Below are 16,281 nucleotides of genomic sequence, written 5' to 3'. Positions count from 1 at the left end.
GCGCGCTGCCCGGGAAGGGCGCGGAGCGCCGCTCACGGAGAAGGTGAGGAGAAGCAGATCGCGTCGACCGCGACAGACGCGGCGACCCGGCGAGCTGATGAAGAACCGCACCGGCGCCCACAACGGGGCGTACACAGGTGCTGACGCCAGGGTACCACCCGGCTCGCGTGCGCGGCGAGAGCAGTGATCTGCGGCACAGCCGACCCCGGTGCGGTGACGTTCACCGGCCGCGGCGCGCTGTAAGAACCGGGCCCCCGAGTGACGGGTGTGTCTCCCGTTTTCTTCTTTGGGCCGTTTCGGGCCCTGTGGGGGTGGATTCGCCGTGAGCCGTCGTACGTCGCATGCGTACCGACCGCTGAGCTTGAAGAGACGGGCGTGGCTGACGCTCGGTGCCGTCGTCCTCGGGGGCGGGGGCATCGTGACGTATGCCGTCGCCAGCCCTTCGGGCGACCACGGCGCCACGGGCCGGGCCAAGCGTCCGCTGAAGATCTACGACCTCGCGCTGAAGGGCGACACGGACGCCAGGCGTGAGCTGCCCCGCACCGACACCCAGCAGTTCTCGCTGCTCGGCGTCACCTGGACGGGTGCCGGCAAGCGACTGCACGGCACGGCACAGGTGCGCACCCGGAGCACGGCGACCGGCGAGTGGAGCGCCTGGCACGGCCTCGGACTCGACGCCGACCCGCTGGAGAAGCCCGGCCGCGGTGTGCGCGGCGCGTCCGAGCCGCTGTGGGTCGGGCCATCCGACGGCGTCCAGGTGCAGATCGTCCGCAAGAACGGCACCACCGGCCCGATGCCCAAGGGGCTCAAGGTCAACCTCGTCGATCCGGGCGTGGTGACCGACGCCGAGACCAAGGCGCCCGCCGGGAACGAGCCGGCCGCCTTCGTCGCCGGGGCCGTCACCGGCCCGGTGAGCGGCGACACCGCACCGTCGGCGCCGGACGCGCCGCCGTCCACGGTCCCCGAGCCGCCGATCGTGCCCCGCGCCGACTGGGGCGCCGACGAGTCGCTCAGCCCCGACCCCTCGGAGTACAACGGCGACGTGAAGGCCGTGTTCGTCCACCACACGGACGGGGCCGCCTACACCTGCGACCAGTCGGCGTCGATCGTGCGCGGCATCTACGCTTTCCACACGCACGCCGAGCCGAGCGGCAACGGCTGGAACGACATCGGCTACAACTTCCTCGTCGACAAGTGCGGCACCGTCTTCGAGGGACGCAAGGGAGGCGTCGGCCTGCCGGTCCTCGGCGCCCACACCTACGGCTGGAACCGTGAGTCCACGGGCATCGCGGTGCTCGGCGACTACACCTCGGCCGGCGCCTCCGACGCCGCGCTGGCCTCCGTCGCCCGGGTGGCGGCCTGGAAGCTCGGCCAGTACGGGGCCGACCCCGCCGGCACCGTCCAGCTCACCACGGCCGCCACCCAGACGAACTACTCCGGCACCAGCTTCACCGCGGGCCGCACGTACACCTTCAACCGGATCTCCGGCCACCGCGACGGCTACAACACCGAGTGCCCCGGCGGCTCCCTGTACGCCCAGTTGCCCACCATCCGCTCCTGGGCGGCCGGCCCGGTGCAGGGCCTGAAGGTCGCCTCGGTCACCGGCGCGACCCTGTCGGGTTCGACGTACTACACCAAGAACAGCCTCACCGTGAAGTGGACGGCGACCACGCCGAGTTCGCTCATCAAGAGCTTCCAGGTGCTGGTGGACGGCAAGGCGGTCGCCACCACGTCCGGCACCGCCGCTTCCGCCACCGTCACCCTGGCCGCGGGCAAGCACACCGTCGCCGTGCGGGCCGTGCACCAGTCGGGGAAGACCGCGACCAGCGCCACGCTGAACGTCACGGCGGAGACGACGGCCCCCACCTTCACCACCGCGCCGAAGCTCGCCCTGCGTGGCGGTACCGTCAACACCGCGGCCGTCCCGGTCACTTTGAGCTGGAAGGCCGCGGACACCACGGCCCTGCGCTCCGTGCAACTGCTGTCCCCGACCACGGCCACCTTCGGCCCGGCCACCACCAGTTCCAACCGCACCGCCAAGTCCGGCAGCGCCTCCACCTGGTCGATGCGCGCGATCGACTACGCGGGCAACTCCCGTACGTCGTCCGTGTCGTACACGCCGGTGATCCTCCAGGAGAGTTCCGCCACCAAGTCCGGCAGCTGGACCACCCGTTCGTCGAGCAGCTACCTCGGCGGCAAGTCGTACTCCAGCGGCTCCAAGGGCGCCAGTCTCACCTGGACGTTCACCGGCCGCTCCGCCGCCTGGGTGGTCTCCCGCGCCTCCACCTCGGGCAAGGCCTATGTCTACGTGGACGGCACCAAGACCGCCACGGTCGACCTGAAGTCCTCCTCGACGCAGTACCGGCAGGCCATCTGGACCAAGACCTGGTCCGGCAGCGCCAAGCACACCGTCAAGATCGTCGTCGTCGGCACCTCCGGCCGCCCGACTCTCACCACGGACGGTCTCGTCTACATCAAGTAGCTCCGCCCCACGTCCGGTGCGGGAACACCCGGGCCCGGGGGCCCCCCCCCCCCCGCGGGCGGCCCCCCGGGGGGGGGGCGGGGGGGCCCCCCCCCCCCCGCGCCCGCCCCCCCCCCCCCGGGGGCGGGGCGCCCCCGGGCGGGGGCCCCCCCCCCGGGGGGGGGGGCCCCCCCCGGGCCCGGCCCCCCCCCCCCGGGGGGCGCCCGGGCCCGAGGTCGTGCTCAGGGGTGCCCCGCGCCGTCAGGCGTACGACCGCAGCCAGCGGAGCTTGGCCGCCTCCTGGTAGGGGCCGCCGCCCTCGTGGTCGTTGAAGTCGTACACCTCGATCCGCTTGTCCTGGTGCGCCCAGGCGTTGAACGCGGCGAACACCGTGGAGGGCGGGCAGGTCTGGTCCTCCAGGGCCGCCGAGAAGAGCGCGGGCGCGCGGCCGCGGGCGGCGAAGTGCACGCCGTCGAAGTACGACAGCGTGCGCAGGGCGTCCTCGGTGCGGCCGCGGTGGGTCTTGAGGTAGAGGCCGATCTCCCGGTACGGGTGACGGTCGGTCAGCGTCGCGCCGCGCGGGTAGTCGCACAGGAACGGCACGTCCGGCGCGATCGCGACCAGGTCCGGCACCAGCCCTCCCACCGCCAGCGTGATGCCGCCGCCCTGGCTCGCGCCGATCGCCGCGGTCCGGCCCGCGTCGGTCAGCGGGTGGGAGCGGGCCGCCTCGATCGCCCGGACCGCGTCGGTGAACACCCGGCGGTAGTAGTAGTTCTCCGGCGCGTCCAGACCGCGGGTCATGAAGCCGGGGTACGCGGGGGGGCCGCCGACCGGGTCGGGGGTGCCGCCCCCGCCGCCCCAGGCGCTGCCCTGCCCGCGCGTGTCCATCACGAAGTGCGCGCGGCCCGTCGACGCCCACAGCAGGTGTTCGTGCGGCAGGCCGCGCCCGCCGCCGTAGCCGACGAACTCCACGACCAGCGGCAGCGGCGCGTCGACCCGCGCGGGCAGCGTCAGCCAGCCCTTGACCGGGTGCCCGCCGAAGCCGGTGAAGGTCACGTCGTACACCTTCACCGTCGCCAGTCCCGTGTCCACCAGGTCGAACCGGGCGTCCAGGTCGTGCTCGCGGGCCTCCTGGAGCGTCTTGGACCAGAAGGCGTCGAAGTCCTCGGGCTCGGCGGACGAACTGCGGTACTCGCGGAGCTCGTCGAGGGGAAGGTCGAACAGGGCCATCAACAACCGCCTTCGCGAAGAGACTGAAGAGACTGCGGGGGCCACACCGTACGGCCTCGGCGCGGGCCGCCGTCAGCGGAGGTGTTCGTTCCGGACGTGCCGGATGTGATGGACGGCGGTCCCGGGCGCGTCAGGCGCCGTCCTCGTCCCGGCCGGGCCAGGCGTTGTAACGGGTGAGGTAGCCCGCGAACCGTTCGAGGTCGTCCTCCGGCCAGCTGGCCAGGCGCTCGTGGAAGGCCGCGCGGCGGCTCTCCGTGACCCGGGCGAGGATCCGCCGCCCGGCGGCCGTCAGATGGAGCACCTGGACACGGTGGTCGCCGGGGTCGGTACGGCGCTCGACGAGGCCCGCGCGCTCCAGGGCGGACACCTGCCGGCTGACGGTGGACTTGTCCAGCGCGTAGTGCGCGGCCAGGTCGGTGGCCCGGCAGCCGCCGCTCTCCTCCAGATGCCCGAGGAGCGTGTACGACACCAGGGACAGCTCGGGGTGCATGCGTCCCGCCGAGGCACGGGCCCGGCGGGCGAAGACCGTCATCTCGCGGTGGATGGTCTCGACGGCCGTCTCCCCGGCGGGCGTCCGCCGTGCGGCGCCGCGTCCTTCCGGTTCTGTCGCTGCGGTCACCGAATGCCTCCCCTGCTCTTCCGGTTGCATAGTACAACTGATGGGGCGAGGAGGGGCCGGCGGCCGGGCGTTGGGGTAGGGTGACCTGCGGCCGCGGAGGGTCCCGGTCGCAGGAAGCCGAGGAGGTGAGACCCATTACCGCTGTGTCAGGTCGGGTGCTCTCCCCTCGAAACGGCGCGGATCACCGTCGGTAGGTGACCGCGGGAGCGCCCTTCGGCTCCCGAAAGGTCCCGGCATTCGATGCCCGTACTTCCTCCCCCTTCTGCCTCTTTCTCCTCCTCCGCCTCTCCGCCGCCGCGTGCCGGGGTGGTCGCCGCGCTGCGCGCCGCCGGCTGCGTGTTCGCCGAGGAGGAGGCGGAACTGATCCTCGCCGGCGCCCGCACGCCACGGGAGATCGCCGCCCTGGTGGAGCGGCGCGTCGCCGGCTTCCCCCTCGAACAGGTCCTCGGCTGGGCCGGGTTCCACGGTCTGCGGATCGCGGTGGAGCCGGGTGTCTTCGTCCCGCGGCGCCGTACCGAGTTCCTGGTCGACCAGGCGGTGGCCCGGTCCCCGGAGGCGTCCGTCGTCGTGGACCTGTGCTGCGGCTCGGGAGCCGTGGGCGCGGCGCTGGCCGAGGCGCTCGGACCGGTCGAACTGCACGCCGCCGACATCGATCCGGCCGCGGTGCGCTGCGCCCGGCGCAACATCGTCCCGAGGGGCGGCGCGGTCCACCGGGGCGACCTGTTCGACGCGCTCCCGGGCAGTCTGCGGGGCCGCGTCGACATCCTGGCGGCCAACGTGCCCTACGTCCCCACGGACGAGGTCGGCCTGCTGCCGCCCGAGGCCCGCGACCACGAGCCGCTGGTCGCCCTGGACGGCGGCCCCGACGGCCTCGACATCCTGCGCCGCGTCACCGCCGAGGCCCCCACCTGGCTCGCCCCCGACGGCTGCCTCCTGGTCGAGACCAGCGAGCACCAGACCCCGCAGGCGCTGGCGGTCTTCCTCGAGGCCGGCCTGACCGCCCACCTCGCCGTGTCGGAGGAATTCAGCGCACACGTGGTGACGGGAACCAGACACTGACCGGGTGAGCCGGCCCCGCGGGCGGGGGAGTCACGGCAGTGGCTGGGCGCGGGCGATCAGCAGGGCCACGTCGTCGTGGTTGTCCGGTTGGTGGAGAGTGCGGAGCAGGAGGTCGCAGAGCTCTTCCAGGGGACGGGGCGGGCCGCCGAGGAGGTTCAGGAGCGTGGCCAGGCGCTCGTCCAGGGACTCCCGGCGCGTCTCGACGAGCCCGTCCGTGTAGAACACCAGCTGGTCGCCCGGGTCGAGGTGCACCGTCGTGGTGGAGAACGGGATGCCGCCGACGCCCAGCGGCACCCCGGTGGGCAGTTCGAGCAGTTCCGGCGGACGGCCCACCGGGATCCGCGCCGGGGGCAGGTGCCCGGCGTTGGCGATCCGGCACCGCCGCAGGTGCGGGTCGTGGATGGCGTACAGGCAGGTGGCGATGGAGTGGTCCAGGCCCTCCGTGATCCGGTCGAGGTGTTCGAGCAGCCGCGCGGGATCGAGGTCGAGCGAGGCCAGCGCCTTCGTCGCGGTGCGCAGCCGGCCCATCGTGGCCGCCGCGTTGATGCCGCTGCCCATGACGTCGCCGACGACGAGGGCCGTCCTGTCGCGCTCAAGCGGGATCACGTCGAACCAGTCGCCGCCCACCTCGACGGTGGCGCCCGCCGGCTGGTACCGGGAGGCGACCTCCAGGCCGCCCGTGACCGACGGATGCCGGGGCAGCAGGCTGCGCTGGAGGGTGAGGGCGGCGTCGCGGGCGTTCTGGTACCAGCGGGCGTTGTCGATCTGCACGGCCGCGCGGGCGGCCAGCTCCCCGGCCAGCAGCACGTCGTCCGCGCTGAACGGCTCCGGATTGCGGGTGCGCTTGAGGTCCAGCGCCCCCAGCACCTCGCCCCGCGCGGTCAGCGGCACGGCCAGGTACGAGTGCACGCCCGCGAGGCCCAGCAGCACGGCCGCCTCCGGTGACCGGGCGATCCTGGGCAGGTCCTCGTCCCTGACCCGCGCGACCAGCACCGGGCGGCCGGTACGCACACACAGCGTCACCAGGCGTTCGGGGCCGTAGCGGGCGATGTGACCGGGCGGATCGGCCGCCTCCAGGGCGTCCGCCGCGCGGTCGGCCCGTACCGCCAGGGCCCGGATCACCGCCGGTTCGGCCGGTCCGAGGCTGCTGCGGCGCCCCTCCACCACGGGCTCCAGCAGATCCACCGCGGCCACGTCGGCCAGCTCCGGTACGGCGACCTCGGCCAGCTCCCGGGAGGTGCGCTCCAGATCCAGCGTGGTGCCGATACGGGCCGAGGCGTCGGCGATCAGGGCCAGGCGGCGGCGCGCGGCCTCCGCCTCGACGCCCGCCCGGTACTGCTCGGTGATGTCGACGACCGACACGGCCACGCCCAGCACGGTGCCGGAAGCGTCCTCGAGCCGGTACAGGGAGAACGACCAGGCACGGTCCTCGTCGGGGGCGGCCGGGGTCCGGCCCACCGTGGACAGGTCGACCAGCGGCTGCCCGGTCTCCAGCACCCGGCGCGCCGCGGACTCCAGGGCCTCGGCGCCCCACTCGGGCAGCAGCTCGACCGCCGTGCGGCCGACGTGCGCCTCGGCGGGCAGGCCGTTGATCCGCTCCAGGGCCGGGTTGACCGAGACGTACCGCAGCCGGTTGTCCAGCACGGCCAGGCCGATCGGGGACTGCGAGACGATCCGTTCCGACAGCGCCACGTCCCGCTCCAGCCGCCGTACGGTCGACTGGTCGGCGGCGAGCCCGAGCGCGTAGGCCTCCCCGCGGTCGTCCAGCAGCCGCATGTTGCGGAACTCCACCAGCCGGGTACTGCCGTCCTTGTGCCGGACGGGAAACGCGCCCGCCCAGCCCCGACCGGTCCGCAGCACCTCCGAGAACAGCTCGATCACCAGGTCGAGGTGGCGCTCGTGGACCATGAGCTGGGCCGCGTTCCTCCCCAGCGCCTCCCGCGCCGAGTAGCCGAAGAGCTCCGCGGCCTGCGGACTCCACAGCACGATGCGTCCCCGGGCGTCGAGGACCACCGAGGCGACGCCCAGCACGTCGAGCAGCCCGCTCGGCCGTGCCGGGCGTCCCGCCGGTTCCTCGCCCTCGGCCGGGGAAGCCCCGGAAGCAGTCATCCCACGCACCGCCTTCACCGTCCGCGGCGGCCCGTCGTCCCGGTGCGGGCACCCCTGCCGTACCGTGCCGCACCCGTCTTCGAGGCGGTCCGTCGCTTCCCTCCACCATCCCGCACCGCGGGGGCACCTTCGCGCCGAATCGGCAGAAGGACCGATGCCCCCGGCCGGAGGGCGAGCGGGCAGTCGGCGGCGGTGGTGTTCCGCCGGGAAACGGTGCTTTGCTGGATTCTGCGAGTGGAGCGCCGCGCGGAGGGAACTTCGTTCGGTACCCAGGCCACGAGAGGAGTGATCGCGATGGCGAGCGAGCCGGAGCACCCCGAATCCGTCTCGGTGGAGCTGAGCGGATGCACCAAGGAAGACGCCCGGACCGTGTTCGACGCCCTGTGTGCCTGCTTCTCCTCCGACCGGTGCGCGGACGACGTGCCCCGGGACTACCACGAGGTGCGCCCGACCGTGTGGCTCGGCACGTTCGACGTGGCCGAGGAGCACGGGGCGGACTGCCGGCCCACCCGGCTCGGCGCGTCCGTCACGGCCGACGTACAGGGCGGCTACTGGGCGATCGACCGTTTCCGCACCACCCTGGGCTCCCTGTTCACCGTGGACGACCTGAGCATGGCCTCCGGAGACCAGGAGCGCGAACTCCACGTCCGTCTGCAGAGCGGCTGACACCGGACGCCGAGAGGACCCGGGGCCGTTTATGCAACTAGTTGCATAAACGGCCCCGGGTCCTCTACAACTACAGACATGAGCCGTTACCCCCATCTGCTGCGCCCGCTCGACCTGGGCTTCACCACGCTGCCCAACCGCGTCCTCATGGGCTCGATGCACGTCGGCCTGGAGGAGGCCGAGCGCGGCTTCGAGCGGATGGCGGAGTTCTACGCGGCCCGCGCCCGCGGCGGAGTGGGACTCATCGTCACCGGCGGCATCGCCCCCAACGAGGAGGGGAGGCCGTACGAGGGCGGCGCGAAGCTCACCACCGAGCAGGAGGCCGAGCGGCACACGACCGTCACCGCCGCGGTGCACCGCGAGGGCGGCCGGATCGCCCTGCAGATCCTGCACTTCGGCCGCTACGCCTACCACCGCGACCTGGTCGCCCCCAGCCCCCTCAAGGCGCCCATCAGCCGGTTCGAGCCCCGCGAACTCACCGACGCCGACATCGAGCGGACCATCGACGACTACACCCGCACCGCCCTCCTCGCCCGCCGGGCCGGCTACGACGGCGTCGAGATCATGGGCTCCGAGGGCTACCTCGTCAACGAGTTCATCGCCGCGCGGACCAACCACCGCACCGACCGCTGGGGCGGCTCCTACGAGAACCGGACGCGCTTCCCGGTCGAGATCGTGCGCCGGGTCCGCGAGGCCGTCGGCGAGGACTTCATCATCATCTACCGGCTGTCCATGCTGGACCTGGTGCCCGACGGCTCGACCCTGGACGAGGTCGTCACACTCGCCCGGGCGGTCGAGGCCGCCGGGGCTACCCTCATCAACACCGGCATCGGCTGGCACGAGGCCCGCATCCCCACCATCGCCACCTCCGTACCGCGCGGCGCCTACGCGTTCGCCACCAAGAAGCTGATGGGCCGGGTCTCCCTCCCCCTCGTCACCACCAACCGCATCAACACCCCGGAAGTCGCGGAGCAGTTGCTCGCCGACGGGTACGCCGACATGGTGTCCGTGGCCCGCCCGATGCTCGCCGACCCCGACTTCGTCGCCAAGGCCGCCGCCGGCCGCCCCGAGGCCATCAACACGTGCATCGGCTGCAACCAGGCCTGCCTCGACCACACCTTCAGCGGGCAGATCACCTCCTGCCTGGTCAACCCGCGCGCCTGCCACGAGACCGAGCTGGTCCTGTCCCCGACCCGGCGGCGCAAGCGGGTCGCCGTCGTCGGCGCCGGACCCGCCGGGCTCGCCTGCGCGGTCTCGGCCGCCGAACGCGGCCACCAGGTCACCCTGTTCGACGCGGCGGGCGAGATCGGCGGCCAGCTCGACGTGGCCCGCAAGGTCCCCGGCAAGCAGGAGTTCGGCGAGACCCTGCGCTACTTCCGCCACCGGCTCGACGCGCACGGCGTGGACGTACGGCTGAACACCCGGGTGAGCGCCGGTGACCTCGCGGACTACGACGAGACCGTGGTCGCCACCGGCGTCACCCCGCGCATCCCCGACATCCCCGGAGTCGGCCACCCGAGCGTCCTCGGCTACCTCGACGTCCTGCGGGACGGCGCACCCGTCGGCGAGACGGTGGCGATCCTCGGCGCCGGCGGCATCGGCTTCGACGTGGCCGAGTACCTCACCGACGGCGGTGACGGGGCGAGCGAGGACCCGGCGGCGTACTTCCGGCTCTGGGGAGTCGACATGGACCAGCGCGAGCCCGGCGGACTCACCGCGCCGCGGCGGCCCGCGCCGCCGCGCACGGTGCACCTGCTCCAGCGCAGGACCACCAAGGTCGGCGCCGGACTGGGCAGGACGACCGGCTGGATCCACCGCACCGGACTCCGCCGGCGCGGGGTCACCATGGTGCCCGGCGTGCGCTACGACCGGATCGACGACCAGGGCCTGCACATCACCGTCGACGGCACGAGCACGGTCCTGAAGGTCGACACGATCGTGCTGTGCACCGGGCAGGAGCCCCGGCGCGACCTCTACGAGGAACTGGTCGCCGCCGGGCGCCGCGCGCATCTGATCGGCGGCGCGGACGAAGCCGCCGAACTCGACGCCAAGCGCGCCATCAAACAGGGCACCGAACTGGCGGCGGCGCTCTAGGGACGGGCCGGCGTGCGGGCCGTCCCTAGGATGATCCCCATGTCACTTCCGCACGCGATCCTCACCGCGCTGCTCGAAAAGCCGTCGTCGGGGCTCGAACTGACGCGCCGCTTCGACAAGTCCATCGGCTACTTCTGGTCGGCGACGCATCAGCAGATCTATCGCGAGCTGGGAAGGCTGGAGGCCGGCGGCCTGATCCGCGGCCTGCCGGCGAAGGAGCCGGCCCGCGGGCAGAAGAAGGACTACGAGGTGCTGCCCGCGGGCCGCGCGGAACTGGCCCGCTGGACCGCCGCCTCCCAGGAGCCGAAGCCGTACCGCGACGCCCTGCTGCTGCGGATGCGCGCGGCGGCCGTTGTGGGCACCGCGGGCCTTCGCGCCGACCTGGAGCGCCATCTGGAACTGCACGAACGGCAGTTGGCGGAGTACCGGGAGATCGAGGAACGTGACTTCCCGCCCGGCAAGGACAGTCCCGAGGACCGGCTGCGGCACCTGGTCCTGCGGGGCGGTGTCGACCTGGAGACCTTCTGGATCCAATGGCTCCGGCGCGCGCTGGAGGGGTTCGCCGAAGTGCCGGGCCGGGCAGCGGAATTGCCCGGCCAGGATCCGGAATGAGGACAGCGGGGCCCGGAGGCGCGGTCAGTACCGGTGCGCCTTCGCACGCGAACGGCGGCGCAGCACCCACCCGGTGGCGACCACAGCCGCCCCGACCAGCGTCCCGCCGGCCGCGAGCGTGAGAGTTCCGTAGTCCTTGACGCCCCCGCCCAGGCCGCCCAGCACACCGCGGGTCGGCGCCGCCGTGGGCACGCCGTTCGGTACGTAGGTGGGTACACCGTTGGGCGCGTAAGTGCGTACGCCGTTCGGTGCGTATGTGGGAGCGACGTTCGGCGCGGGCGTCTGCCGGTACGTGGCCGCCGCCGTCGGAGTGGCGCGGCCGCCGGAGACGACGACGGACTGCGTGCCCGCCGTGATGTTGTTCGCGCAGACGACGGCCACCGTGTAGGTGCCCGGGCTCACGCTCTGCCAGGCGGCGGACTGGCCACTGGCCGTCCCGGTGAGCGCCACCTGGCGTCCTTGGGTGAAGCTCGTCTGGCCGGCGGAGAGCAGCGAGGCCGTGCCCCAACTGCCGTTGACCTGGCTGCAGACGCTGGTCGTCACGGACACGGTCGAACCGTTGGCGGTCACGGAGATACCGGCGGCCTCGGCCGTACCGGTGGCGAGACCGAGTGAGAGCGCGGCGGCCGTAGCGGCCACGGCTATGGAGCGGGAGGGTGGCTGAGTGTGGCGCATGGGACTGTCCTCCGGCGGCACGGTCGGCGGACCATCCCATGTGCCGCCGGAGATAGGGGAATCGCCCGTGCTGCCTCGGAGCCAGCCAACGTCTCCCGGCCGCCGCCCGCATGCGGTGCGCGGCCGTACGGGTGGGCACCGCCCGGGCGGCCGACACCCGGTCGGGTGCACGGGGCGTCCGCGCCCGACCGGGTGCGCGGGGCCGCCCGGTTCGTCGCCGCCCTGTCCGTGCTCAGGGCTTGCCGGTCGTCATCGACCGTTCGGGTGAGAAGCCGCCCCAGGTGCCGTCCGGGAGCATCGCCCGGATCCGCACCCGGTGGCCCACCCCGGCCTCGCGCCCCAGGTAGAAGCTGTACGAGGCCTTTTCACGCGGTGCCGTGCCGCCCCAGACGAGCGAGGTGGCCGGCTGTCCGTCCAACTGGATCTGGTACTGCGTCACCACACCGTCCGTGTGCGGCGGGACCCAGCTCAGGTCCAGGTAGTACGCTCCGTCCGCCCGGTGGGTCGTGGCGCGGAAGGAGGACGGCGCGGTGGCCCGGCCGTCGTCGGAGCCCGGCGCGGTGGTGAGCCGGACGGCGGAACCGGCGGGGGAGAGGTTGTCGGCCGCGTCGCGGGCGCGCACGGTGAACGCATAGGAGGTGCCCGGCCGCAGGCCGGTGACCACGGTGGCGGTCTGGCTGCCGCCGACACTGTGGATCTTCGTACCGCCCTGGTAGACGTCGTACGACGCCACGCCCCGGTCGTCCGCCGAGGGGGACCAGGTCAACTGGACGGCCCGGCTGCCCACCACCCGGCCGCGCACGTCGAGCGGGCGGCTGGGAGCCGAGCGGTCGGCCGCGACGGCGGCCGGTGTCGTCGCCCGCACCGGTCGGCTGCGAGGGCCGAGCCGGCCGTCGGTGCCGCGCGCCCGGACGGTGAAGACGTACGTGGTCGACGGACTGAGCCGGGTGATGTCCACCATGCGCTCACGGGCCGGTACGGCCGTCACCTTCGTGGCGTCGCGGTACACCTCGTACCCGCCGATGCCCGAGGCCGCGGGCATCGCGTGCCACATCACGTGCACACTGGTCGCGCTCCCCGCGGCGGCGGTGACGCCGGTCGGCGCGCCGGGCAGCCGGCCTCCCTCCCCGTCGTCCGCGGCGCTCCGGCCGCAGGCGGCGAGCAGCGCCGCCGCCGCGCACAGGGCCACGACACGCCCGGGCGCGCGGAGACGGCGGGTAGCGGGGGCGGGAACGCGTCGCACGGGTCTGCCTCCCCAGGAGCTGCGGCGTGGGCGGCCCCGCACACCGCACGGACAATGGTCCGGACCAATATGGCGTGTTGACGGGGGCGCATCAAGAGGGCCGGGGTTGGTGGGAGGCCCGGGGCGTTACGTATGCTGAAGTTCCTTCCGGGCTGAACTCCCCTGTGTCTCAGGTGAGTTCACGCTGTGGCGCGGGTAGCTGTCGTCGCTGTCTCCCGCGTCGCCACGGGCGGTCCGGGGGCCGGTCCGGTAGGGGACCGGGCCCCCGGCCGTCCGATGGGCGGTGCGGGCCATGCGCCCTCCGTTTCCCCTAACGTGGGCCGCGCGACCGATTGCTCCGCAATTCACCTCACGTGGGGTGAATGCCCGTCATGTCCCCGAGGAGAGGGGCCCCTCATCGTGCGTGCCCAGTCGCTGACGCTCGTCGCGGCGAGCGCCGCCCTGCTCGCTCCCACGACGCTGCCGACGCCCACCGTGCCGTACGCGTACCGCACCCGCGGGGAGCCCGCGGCCCACGGCGACGGTGCTGTCCAGGCCGCCGACCTGCTGGCCAGGGTGCGTGACTGCAGACCGGTCTCCCGCGGCCGCTACCGCCCCGACGCCGGGCACCCGGCCACCGTCCCGGTGTGCGGACTGCCCGGCGCCGTCTTCTGGAAGGCCGACATGGACATCGACTGCGACGGACAGCCCACGGTGCGCTGCAACCGCCGCACCGATCCGCAGTTCTCCCCGACCGCGGCCTATGAGCAGTCCAACGGCCACCGCCTGGACGCCGCACGGCTGCCGTACGTCGTCCTGCCCGCCCCGAGCCGCATCTGGGACCACCGCGCCCACGGCGTGGGCGGGGGATCGGTCGCGGCCGTCGTCTACCGGGACCGCGTGCAGTACGCGGTCGTCGGCGACATCGGGCCGCGCGAGCTGATCGGCGAGGCCTCCTACGCCACCGCCCGGCGCCTCGGCATCCCCGCCGACCCGCACGGCGGCGGTGTCCGCTCCGGCGTCACCTACATCGTCTTCCAGCACTCCCGGATCAGCGCCATCGAGGACCACGCGGCCGCCGTCGCCACCGGCGAGCGGCTGGCACGCCGACTGGTGAACGGCGGGACGGCGACGGGGCAGGCGGACGACCCGCCGCGCCCGCCTGTGGCGAACGGCGGGACGGCGGGGCCGCGGGCGGACGACCGGCCTCTGGTGAGCGGCGGGACGGCGACGCCGTAAGCGGGCGACCCGCGACGGCCCCCTGTGGTGAGCGGCGGAAGGGCGAAGCCGTAGGCGGGCGGCCTGCCCGGCCCGCCGGCCTGCCTCGCACCGCCCGGGCCTCTCACACGGCCCTGCCCGCCCCTCACACCTTCCGGTAGCCGTACGCCTCCGAGGCCGCCGCCTCCACGGCGTCCAGGTCGGCTCCCGCCGCCGCCGTGACCACCGCGGCGACCGCGCCCTCGACGAACGGGGCGTCCAGCAGCCGTGTGTTCTCGGGCAGTTCGTCACCCTCGGCCAGCAGCGCCTTCACGGTGAGCACCGCGCTGCCCAGGTCGGTGAGCAGGGCCACCCCGGCACCCCGGTCCACGGCCGCCGCGGCCGCGGCGACCAGTTCGGCACTGGTGCCCAGCCCGCCGTCCTCCCGGCCCCCGGCGGCGGCCACCGGCACGCCCGCCGCCCCGCCCGCCAGTCCCTTCGCCAACTCGACCACCGAGGACGCCACCTCGGCGCTGTGCGACACCAGCACGATCCCGACCGCCTTCTCACCACTCATGTCACGCCTCCGCCGCGGCGGATTCGGCCAGTGCGGCGATCAGCAGGGCGGACGAGGTGGCCCCCGGATCCTGGTGCCCGATGCTGCGCTCGCCCAGATAACTCGCCCGGCCCTTGCGGGCCAGCAGCGGTGTGGTCGCCTCGGCGCCCGCCTCGGCGGCGGCGCGGGCCGCCGCGAAGCCGTCACCGAGCGCGTCCACCGCCGGCACCAGCGCGTCGATCATGGTCTTGTCGCCCGGGGCGGCCCCGCCCAGCGTCATGACCCCGTCCACCCCGGCCCGCAGCGCCTCGGCGAGCTGCTCCTCGCTCACCTCGGCGGCGTCCCCGAGCGCCTTGCCGGTGCGCCGCAGCAGCGTCCCGTACAGCGGCCCCGACGCGCCGCCGACCGTGGAGATCAGCTGCCGCCCGGCGAGGACCAGCACCGCGCCGGGCGTCCGCGGGTCCTCCTTCTCCAGCGCGGTCCGTACGGCCGTGAACCCGCGCTGAAGGTTGCTGCCGTGGTCGGCGTCCCCGATGGGCGAGTCGAGGGCGGTGAGCCATTCCGCCTCGCGGGCCACGGACACGGCGGTCGCCGTCATCCAGCGGCGGAAGAAGTCGGCGTCGAGCACTGGATCTCCCTTGCGTGGTAGGTACGGTCGAGGCGCTCGCTGACTCACCTGCCCCAGCGCAGGCCCGGTGTGCTCACCGGTGCGTCCCACAGCCGCAGCAGTTCCTCGTCGATCTGGCACAGGGTGACCGAGGCGCCCGCCATGTCCAGGGAGGTGACGTAGTTGCCCACCAGCGTGCGGGCGACCGGCACGCCCCGCTCGGCGAGCACCCGGTGCACCTCCGCGTTGAAGCCGTACAGCTCCAGCAGCGGGGTCGCGCCCATCCCGTTGACCAGCAGCAGAACGGGGTTGCGCGGGCTCATGTCCTCCAGGATCGCGTGCACCGCGAAGTCGGCGATCTCACGCGAGGTCATCATCGGCCGCCGTTCCCGGCCGGGCTCGCCGTGGATGCCGATGCCGAGCTCCAGCTCACCGGCCGGCAGGTCGAAGGTGGGGCTGCCCTTGGCCGGGGTGGTGCAGGCGCTCAGCGCGACGCCGAAGCTGCGGGAGCTCTCGTTGACCTGCCGGCCGATCGACTCCACCCGCTCCAGCGGCTGCCCCTCGTCGGCCGCGGCGCCCGCGATCTTCTCCAGGAACAGGGTCGCGCCGGTACCGCGCCGCCCGGCCGTGTACAGGCTGTCGGTCACCGCCACGTCATCGTTGACCAGCACCTTCGCGATCTGGATGCCCTCGTCCTCGGCGAGTTCGGCGGCCATGTCGAAGTTGAGCACGTCGCCGGTGTAGTTCTTCACGATGAACAGCACACCCGCCCCGCTGTCCACGGCCGCCGCGGCCCGCAGCATCTGGTCCGGCACCGGCGAGGTGAAGACCTCCCCCGGACAGGCCGCCGAGAGCATCCCGGGCCCGACGAACCCGCCGTGCAGCGGCTCGTGCCCGGATCCGCCGCCGGAGACCAGCGCGACCTTCCCCGCCACCGGCGCGTCCCTCCGCACGATCACCCGGTTCTCCACGTCGACCGTCAGCTCGGGGTGGGCCGCCGCCATACCACGCAGCGCGTCCGCCACGACGGTCTCGGCGACATTGATGAGCATTTTCATCGATACCTCCTGCAGAGCTTGAAAGCGGCTTCCGGCGGTACTGGTGACGGGGCGGCCAAGGTCGGGGAGCTGCGACCCGGGGCGGCCGCAAGGCTCCTATCGGCAGTATCGGCCCT

The 16,281-nt window shown here is 73.6% G+C and carries 14 protein-coding genes; 6 read left to right on the top strand and 8 right to left on the bottom strand.

All coding sequences use genetic code 11. The features are described from left to right. Positions 1-361 precede the first annotated feature (361 nt). The gene (locus tag ACF09J_RS19710) at positions 362-2,482 is read left to right on the top strand and encodes a peptidoglycan recognition protein (RefSeq protein WP_392306706.1); all 2,121 of its coding nucleotides are present in this window, start codon (positions 362-364) and stop codon (positions 2,480-2,482) included. Between the two features lie 240 nt (positions 2,483-2,722). On the opposite strand, the gene ACF09J_RS19705 is transcribed toward ACF09J_RS19710, so the two are convergent. Both ACF09J_RS19705 and ACF09J_RS19700 read right to left on the bottom strand, forming a co-directional pair. After that, positions 2,723-3,691 carry an acetylxylan esterase gene (locus ACF09J_RS19705; protein ID WP_392306705.1) on the bottom strand — a complete coding sequence of 323 codons (969 nt, stop codon included), beginning with the start codon at positions 3,689-3,691 and terminating at the stop codon, positions 2,723-2,725. A gap of 130 nt (positions 3,692-3,821) precedes the next feature. Further along, complete coding sequence (locus ACF09J_RS19700; RefSeq protein ID WP_392306912.1) at positions 3,822-4,223, bottom strand: MarR family winged helix-turn-helix transcriptional regulator; 402 nt, start codon at positions 4,221-4,223, stop codon at positions 3,822-3,824. A gap of 327 nt (positions 4,224-4,550) precedes the next feature. Between ACF09J_RS19700 and ACF09J_RS19695 the strand changes: the two genes are divergently transcribed. Next, complete coding sequence (locus ACF09J_RS19695; protein WP_392306704.1) at positions 4,551-5,369, top strand: putative protein N(5)-glutamine methyltransferase; 819 nt, start codon at positions 4,551-4,553, stop codon at positions 5,367-5,369. 30 nt (positions 5,370-5,399) lie between these two features. On the opposite strand, the gene ACF09J_RS19690 is transcribed toward ACF09J_RS19695, so the two are convergent. Continuing rightward, positions 5,400-7,478, bottom strand: coding sequence for a SpoIIE family protein phosphatase (locus tag ACF09J_RS19690; protein ID WP_392306703.1), 2,079 nt, complete (start codon positions 7,476-7,478; stop codon positions 5,400-5,402). Positions 7,479-7,772: 294 nt separating this feature from the next. Here ACF09J_RS19690 and ACF09J_RS19685 point away from each other — a divergent pair, with 294 nt between their 5' ends. The 3 genes from ACF09J_RS19685 to ACF09J_RS19675 all read left to right on the top strand — a co-directional run bounded on the left by ACF09J_RS19685 (position 7,773) and on the right by ACF09J_RS19675 (position 10,850). Further along, complete coding sequence (locus ACF09J_RS19685; RefSeq protein ID WP_392306702.1) at positions 7,773-8,144, top strand: hypothetical protein; 372 nt, start codon at positions 7,773-7,775, stop codon at positions 8,142-8,144. 78 nt (positions 8,145-8,222) lie between these two features. After that, positions 8,223-10,238 (top strand): FAD-dependent oxidoreductase, encoded by a 2,016-nt coding sequence (locus ACF09J_RS19680; RefSeq protein ID WP_392306701.1) that lies wholly within the window; start codon positions 8,223-8,225, stop codon positions 10,236-10,238. A gap of 39 nt (positions 10,239-10,277) precedes the next feature. After that, positions 10,278-10,850 (top strand): PadR family transcriptional regulator, encoded by a 573-nt coding sequence (locus ACF09J_RS19675; RefSeq protein WP_392306700.1) that lies wholly within the window; start codon positions 10,278-10,280, stop codon positions 10,848-10,850. Between the two features lie 24 nt (positions 10,851-10,874). Here the strand turns inward: ACF09J_RS19675 and ACF09J_RS19670 are convergent, their stop codons facing one another. Together ACF09J_RS19670 and ACF09J_RS19665 are read right to left on the bottom strand one after the other, a co-directional pair. After that, the gene (locus ACF09J_RS19670; RefSeq protein WP_392306699.1) at positions 10,875-11,525 is read right to left on the bottom strand and encodes a hypothetical protein; all 651 of its coding nucleotides are present in this window, start codon (positions 11,523-11,525) and stop codon (positions 10,875-10,877) included. Positions 11,526-11,757: 232 nt separating this feature from the next. After that, a complete protein-coding gene (locus tag ACF09J_RS19665; RefSeq protein ID WP_392306698.1) occupies positions 11,758-12,768 on the bottom strand; it encodes a fibronectin type III domain-containing protein in 1,011 nt (336 codons plus the stop codon). Between the two features lie 399 nt (positions 12,769-13,167). Here ACF09J_RS19665 and ACF09J_RS19660 point away from each other — a divergent pair, with 399 nt between their 5' ends. Beyond that, positions 13,168-13,986, top strand: a complete 819-nt coding sequence (locus ACF09J_RS19660) for a glycoside hydrolase family 75 protein (RefSeq protein ID WP_392306697.1) — start codon at positions 13,168-13,170, stop codon at positions 13,984-13,986. Between the two features lie 124 nt (positions 13,987-14,110). Here ACF09J_RS19660 and ACF09J_RS19655 read toward each other — a convergent pair whose 3' ends face one another. From ACF09J_RS19655 to dhaK, 3 genes are read right to left on the bottom strand one after another with little or no spacing between them, the layout of a single operon-like run. After that, complete coding sequence (locus ACF09J_RS19655) at positions 14,111-14,521, bottom strand: PTS-dependent dihydroxyacetone kinase phosphotransferase subunit DhaM (protein WP_392306696.1); 411 nt, start codon at positions 14,519-14,521, stop codon at positions 14,111-14,113. A gap of 1 nt (position 14,522) precedes the next feature. Beyond that, positions 14,523-15,128 carry a dihydroxyacetone kinase subunit DhaL gene (dhaL, locus tag ACF09J_RS19650; RefSeq protein WP_392306695.1) on the bottom strand — a complete coding sequence of 202 codons (606 nt, stop codon included), beginning with the start codon at positions 15,126-15,128 and terminating at the stop codon, positions 14,523-14,525. 44 nt (positions 15,129-15,172) lie between these two features. Beyond that, entirely contained in the window at positions 15,173-16,165 is a 993-nt protein-coding gene (dhaK, locus tag ACF09J_RS19645; RefSeq protein WP_392306694.1) for a dihydroxyacetone kinase subunit DhaK, read from the bottom strand. Positions 16,166-16,281 lie beyond the last annotated feature (116 nt).

The organism is Streptomyces sp. NPDC014889, assembly GCF_043081205.1.
Taxonomy (GTDB): Bacteria; Actinomycetota; Actinomycetes; order Streptomycetales; family Streptomycetaceae; genus Streptomyces.
This window is presented reverse-complemented; position numbering and strand designations above follow the sequence as displayed.

Bases quoted from the DNA above. Each gene is read 5' to 3' on its own strand.
- ACF09J_RS19700 (WP_392306912.1), bottom strand. From the start codon at position 4,223: ATGACGGTCTTCGCCCGCCGGGCCCGTGCCTCGGCGGGACGCATGCAC.
- ACF09J_RS19705 (WP_392306705.1), bottom strand. From the start codon at position 3,691: ATGGCCCTGTTCGACCTTCCCCTCGACGAGCTCCGCGAGTACCGCAGT.
- ACF09J_RS19680 (WP_392306701.1), top strand. From the start codon at position 8,223: ATGAGCCGTTACCCCCATCTGCTGCGCCCGCTCGACCTGGGCTTCACC.
- ACF09J_RS19685 (WP_392306702.1), top strand. From the start codon at position 7,773: ATGGCGAGCGAGCCGGAGCACCCCGAATCCGTCTCGGTGGAGCTGAGC.
- ACF09J_RS19675 (WP_392306700.1), top strand. From the start codon at position 10,278: ATGTCACTTCCGCACGCGATCCTCACCGCGCTGCTCGAAAAGCCGTCG.
- ACF09J_RS19695 (WP_392306704.1), top strand. From the start codon at position 4,551: ATGCCCGTACTTCCTCCCCCTTCTGCCTCTTTCTCCTCCTCCGCCTCT.
- ACF09J_RS19655 (WP_392306696.1), bottom strand. From the start codon at position 14,521: ATGAGTGGTGAGAAGGCGGTCGGGATCGTGCTGGTGTCGCACAGCGCC.
- ACF09J_RS19670 (WP_392306699.1), bottom strand. From the start codon at position 11,525: ATGCGCCACACTCAGCCACCCTCCCGCTCCATAGCCGTGGCCGCTACG.
- dhaK (WP_392306694.1), bottom strand. From the start codon at position 16,165: ATGAAAATGCTCATCAATGTCGCCGAGACCGTCGTGGCGGACGCGCTG.
- ACF09J_RS19690 (WP_392306703.1), bottom strand. From the start codon at position 7,478: ATGACTGCTTCCGGGGCTTCCCCGGCCGAGGGCGAGGAACCGGCGGGA.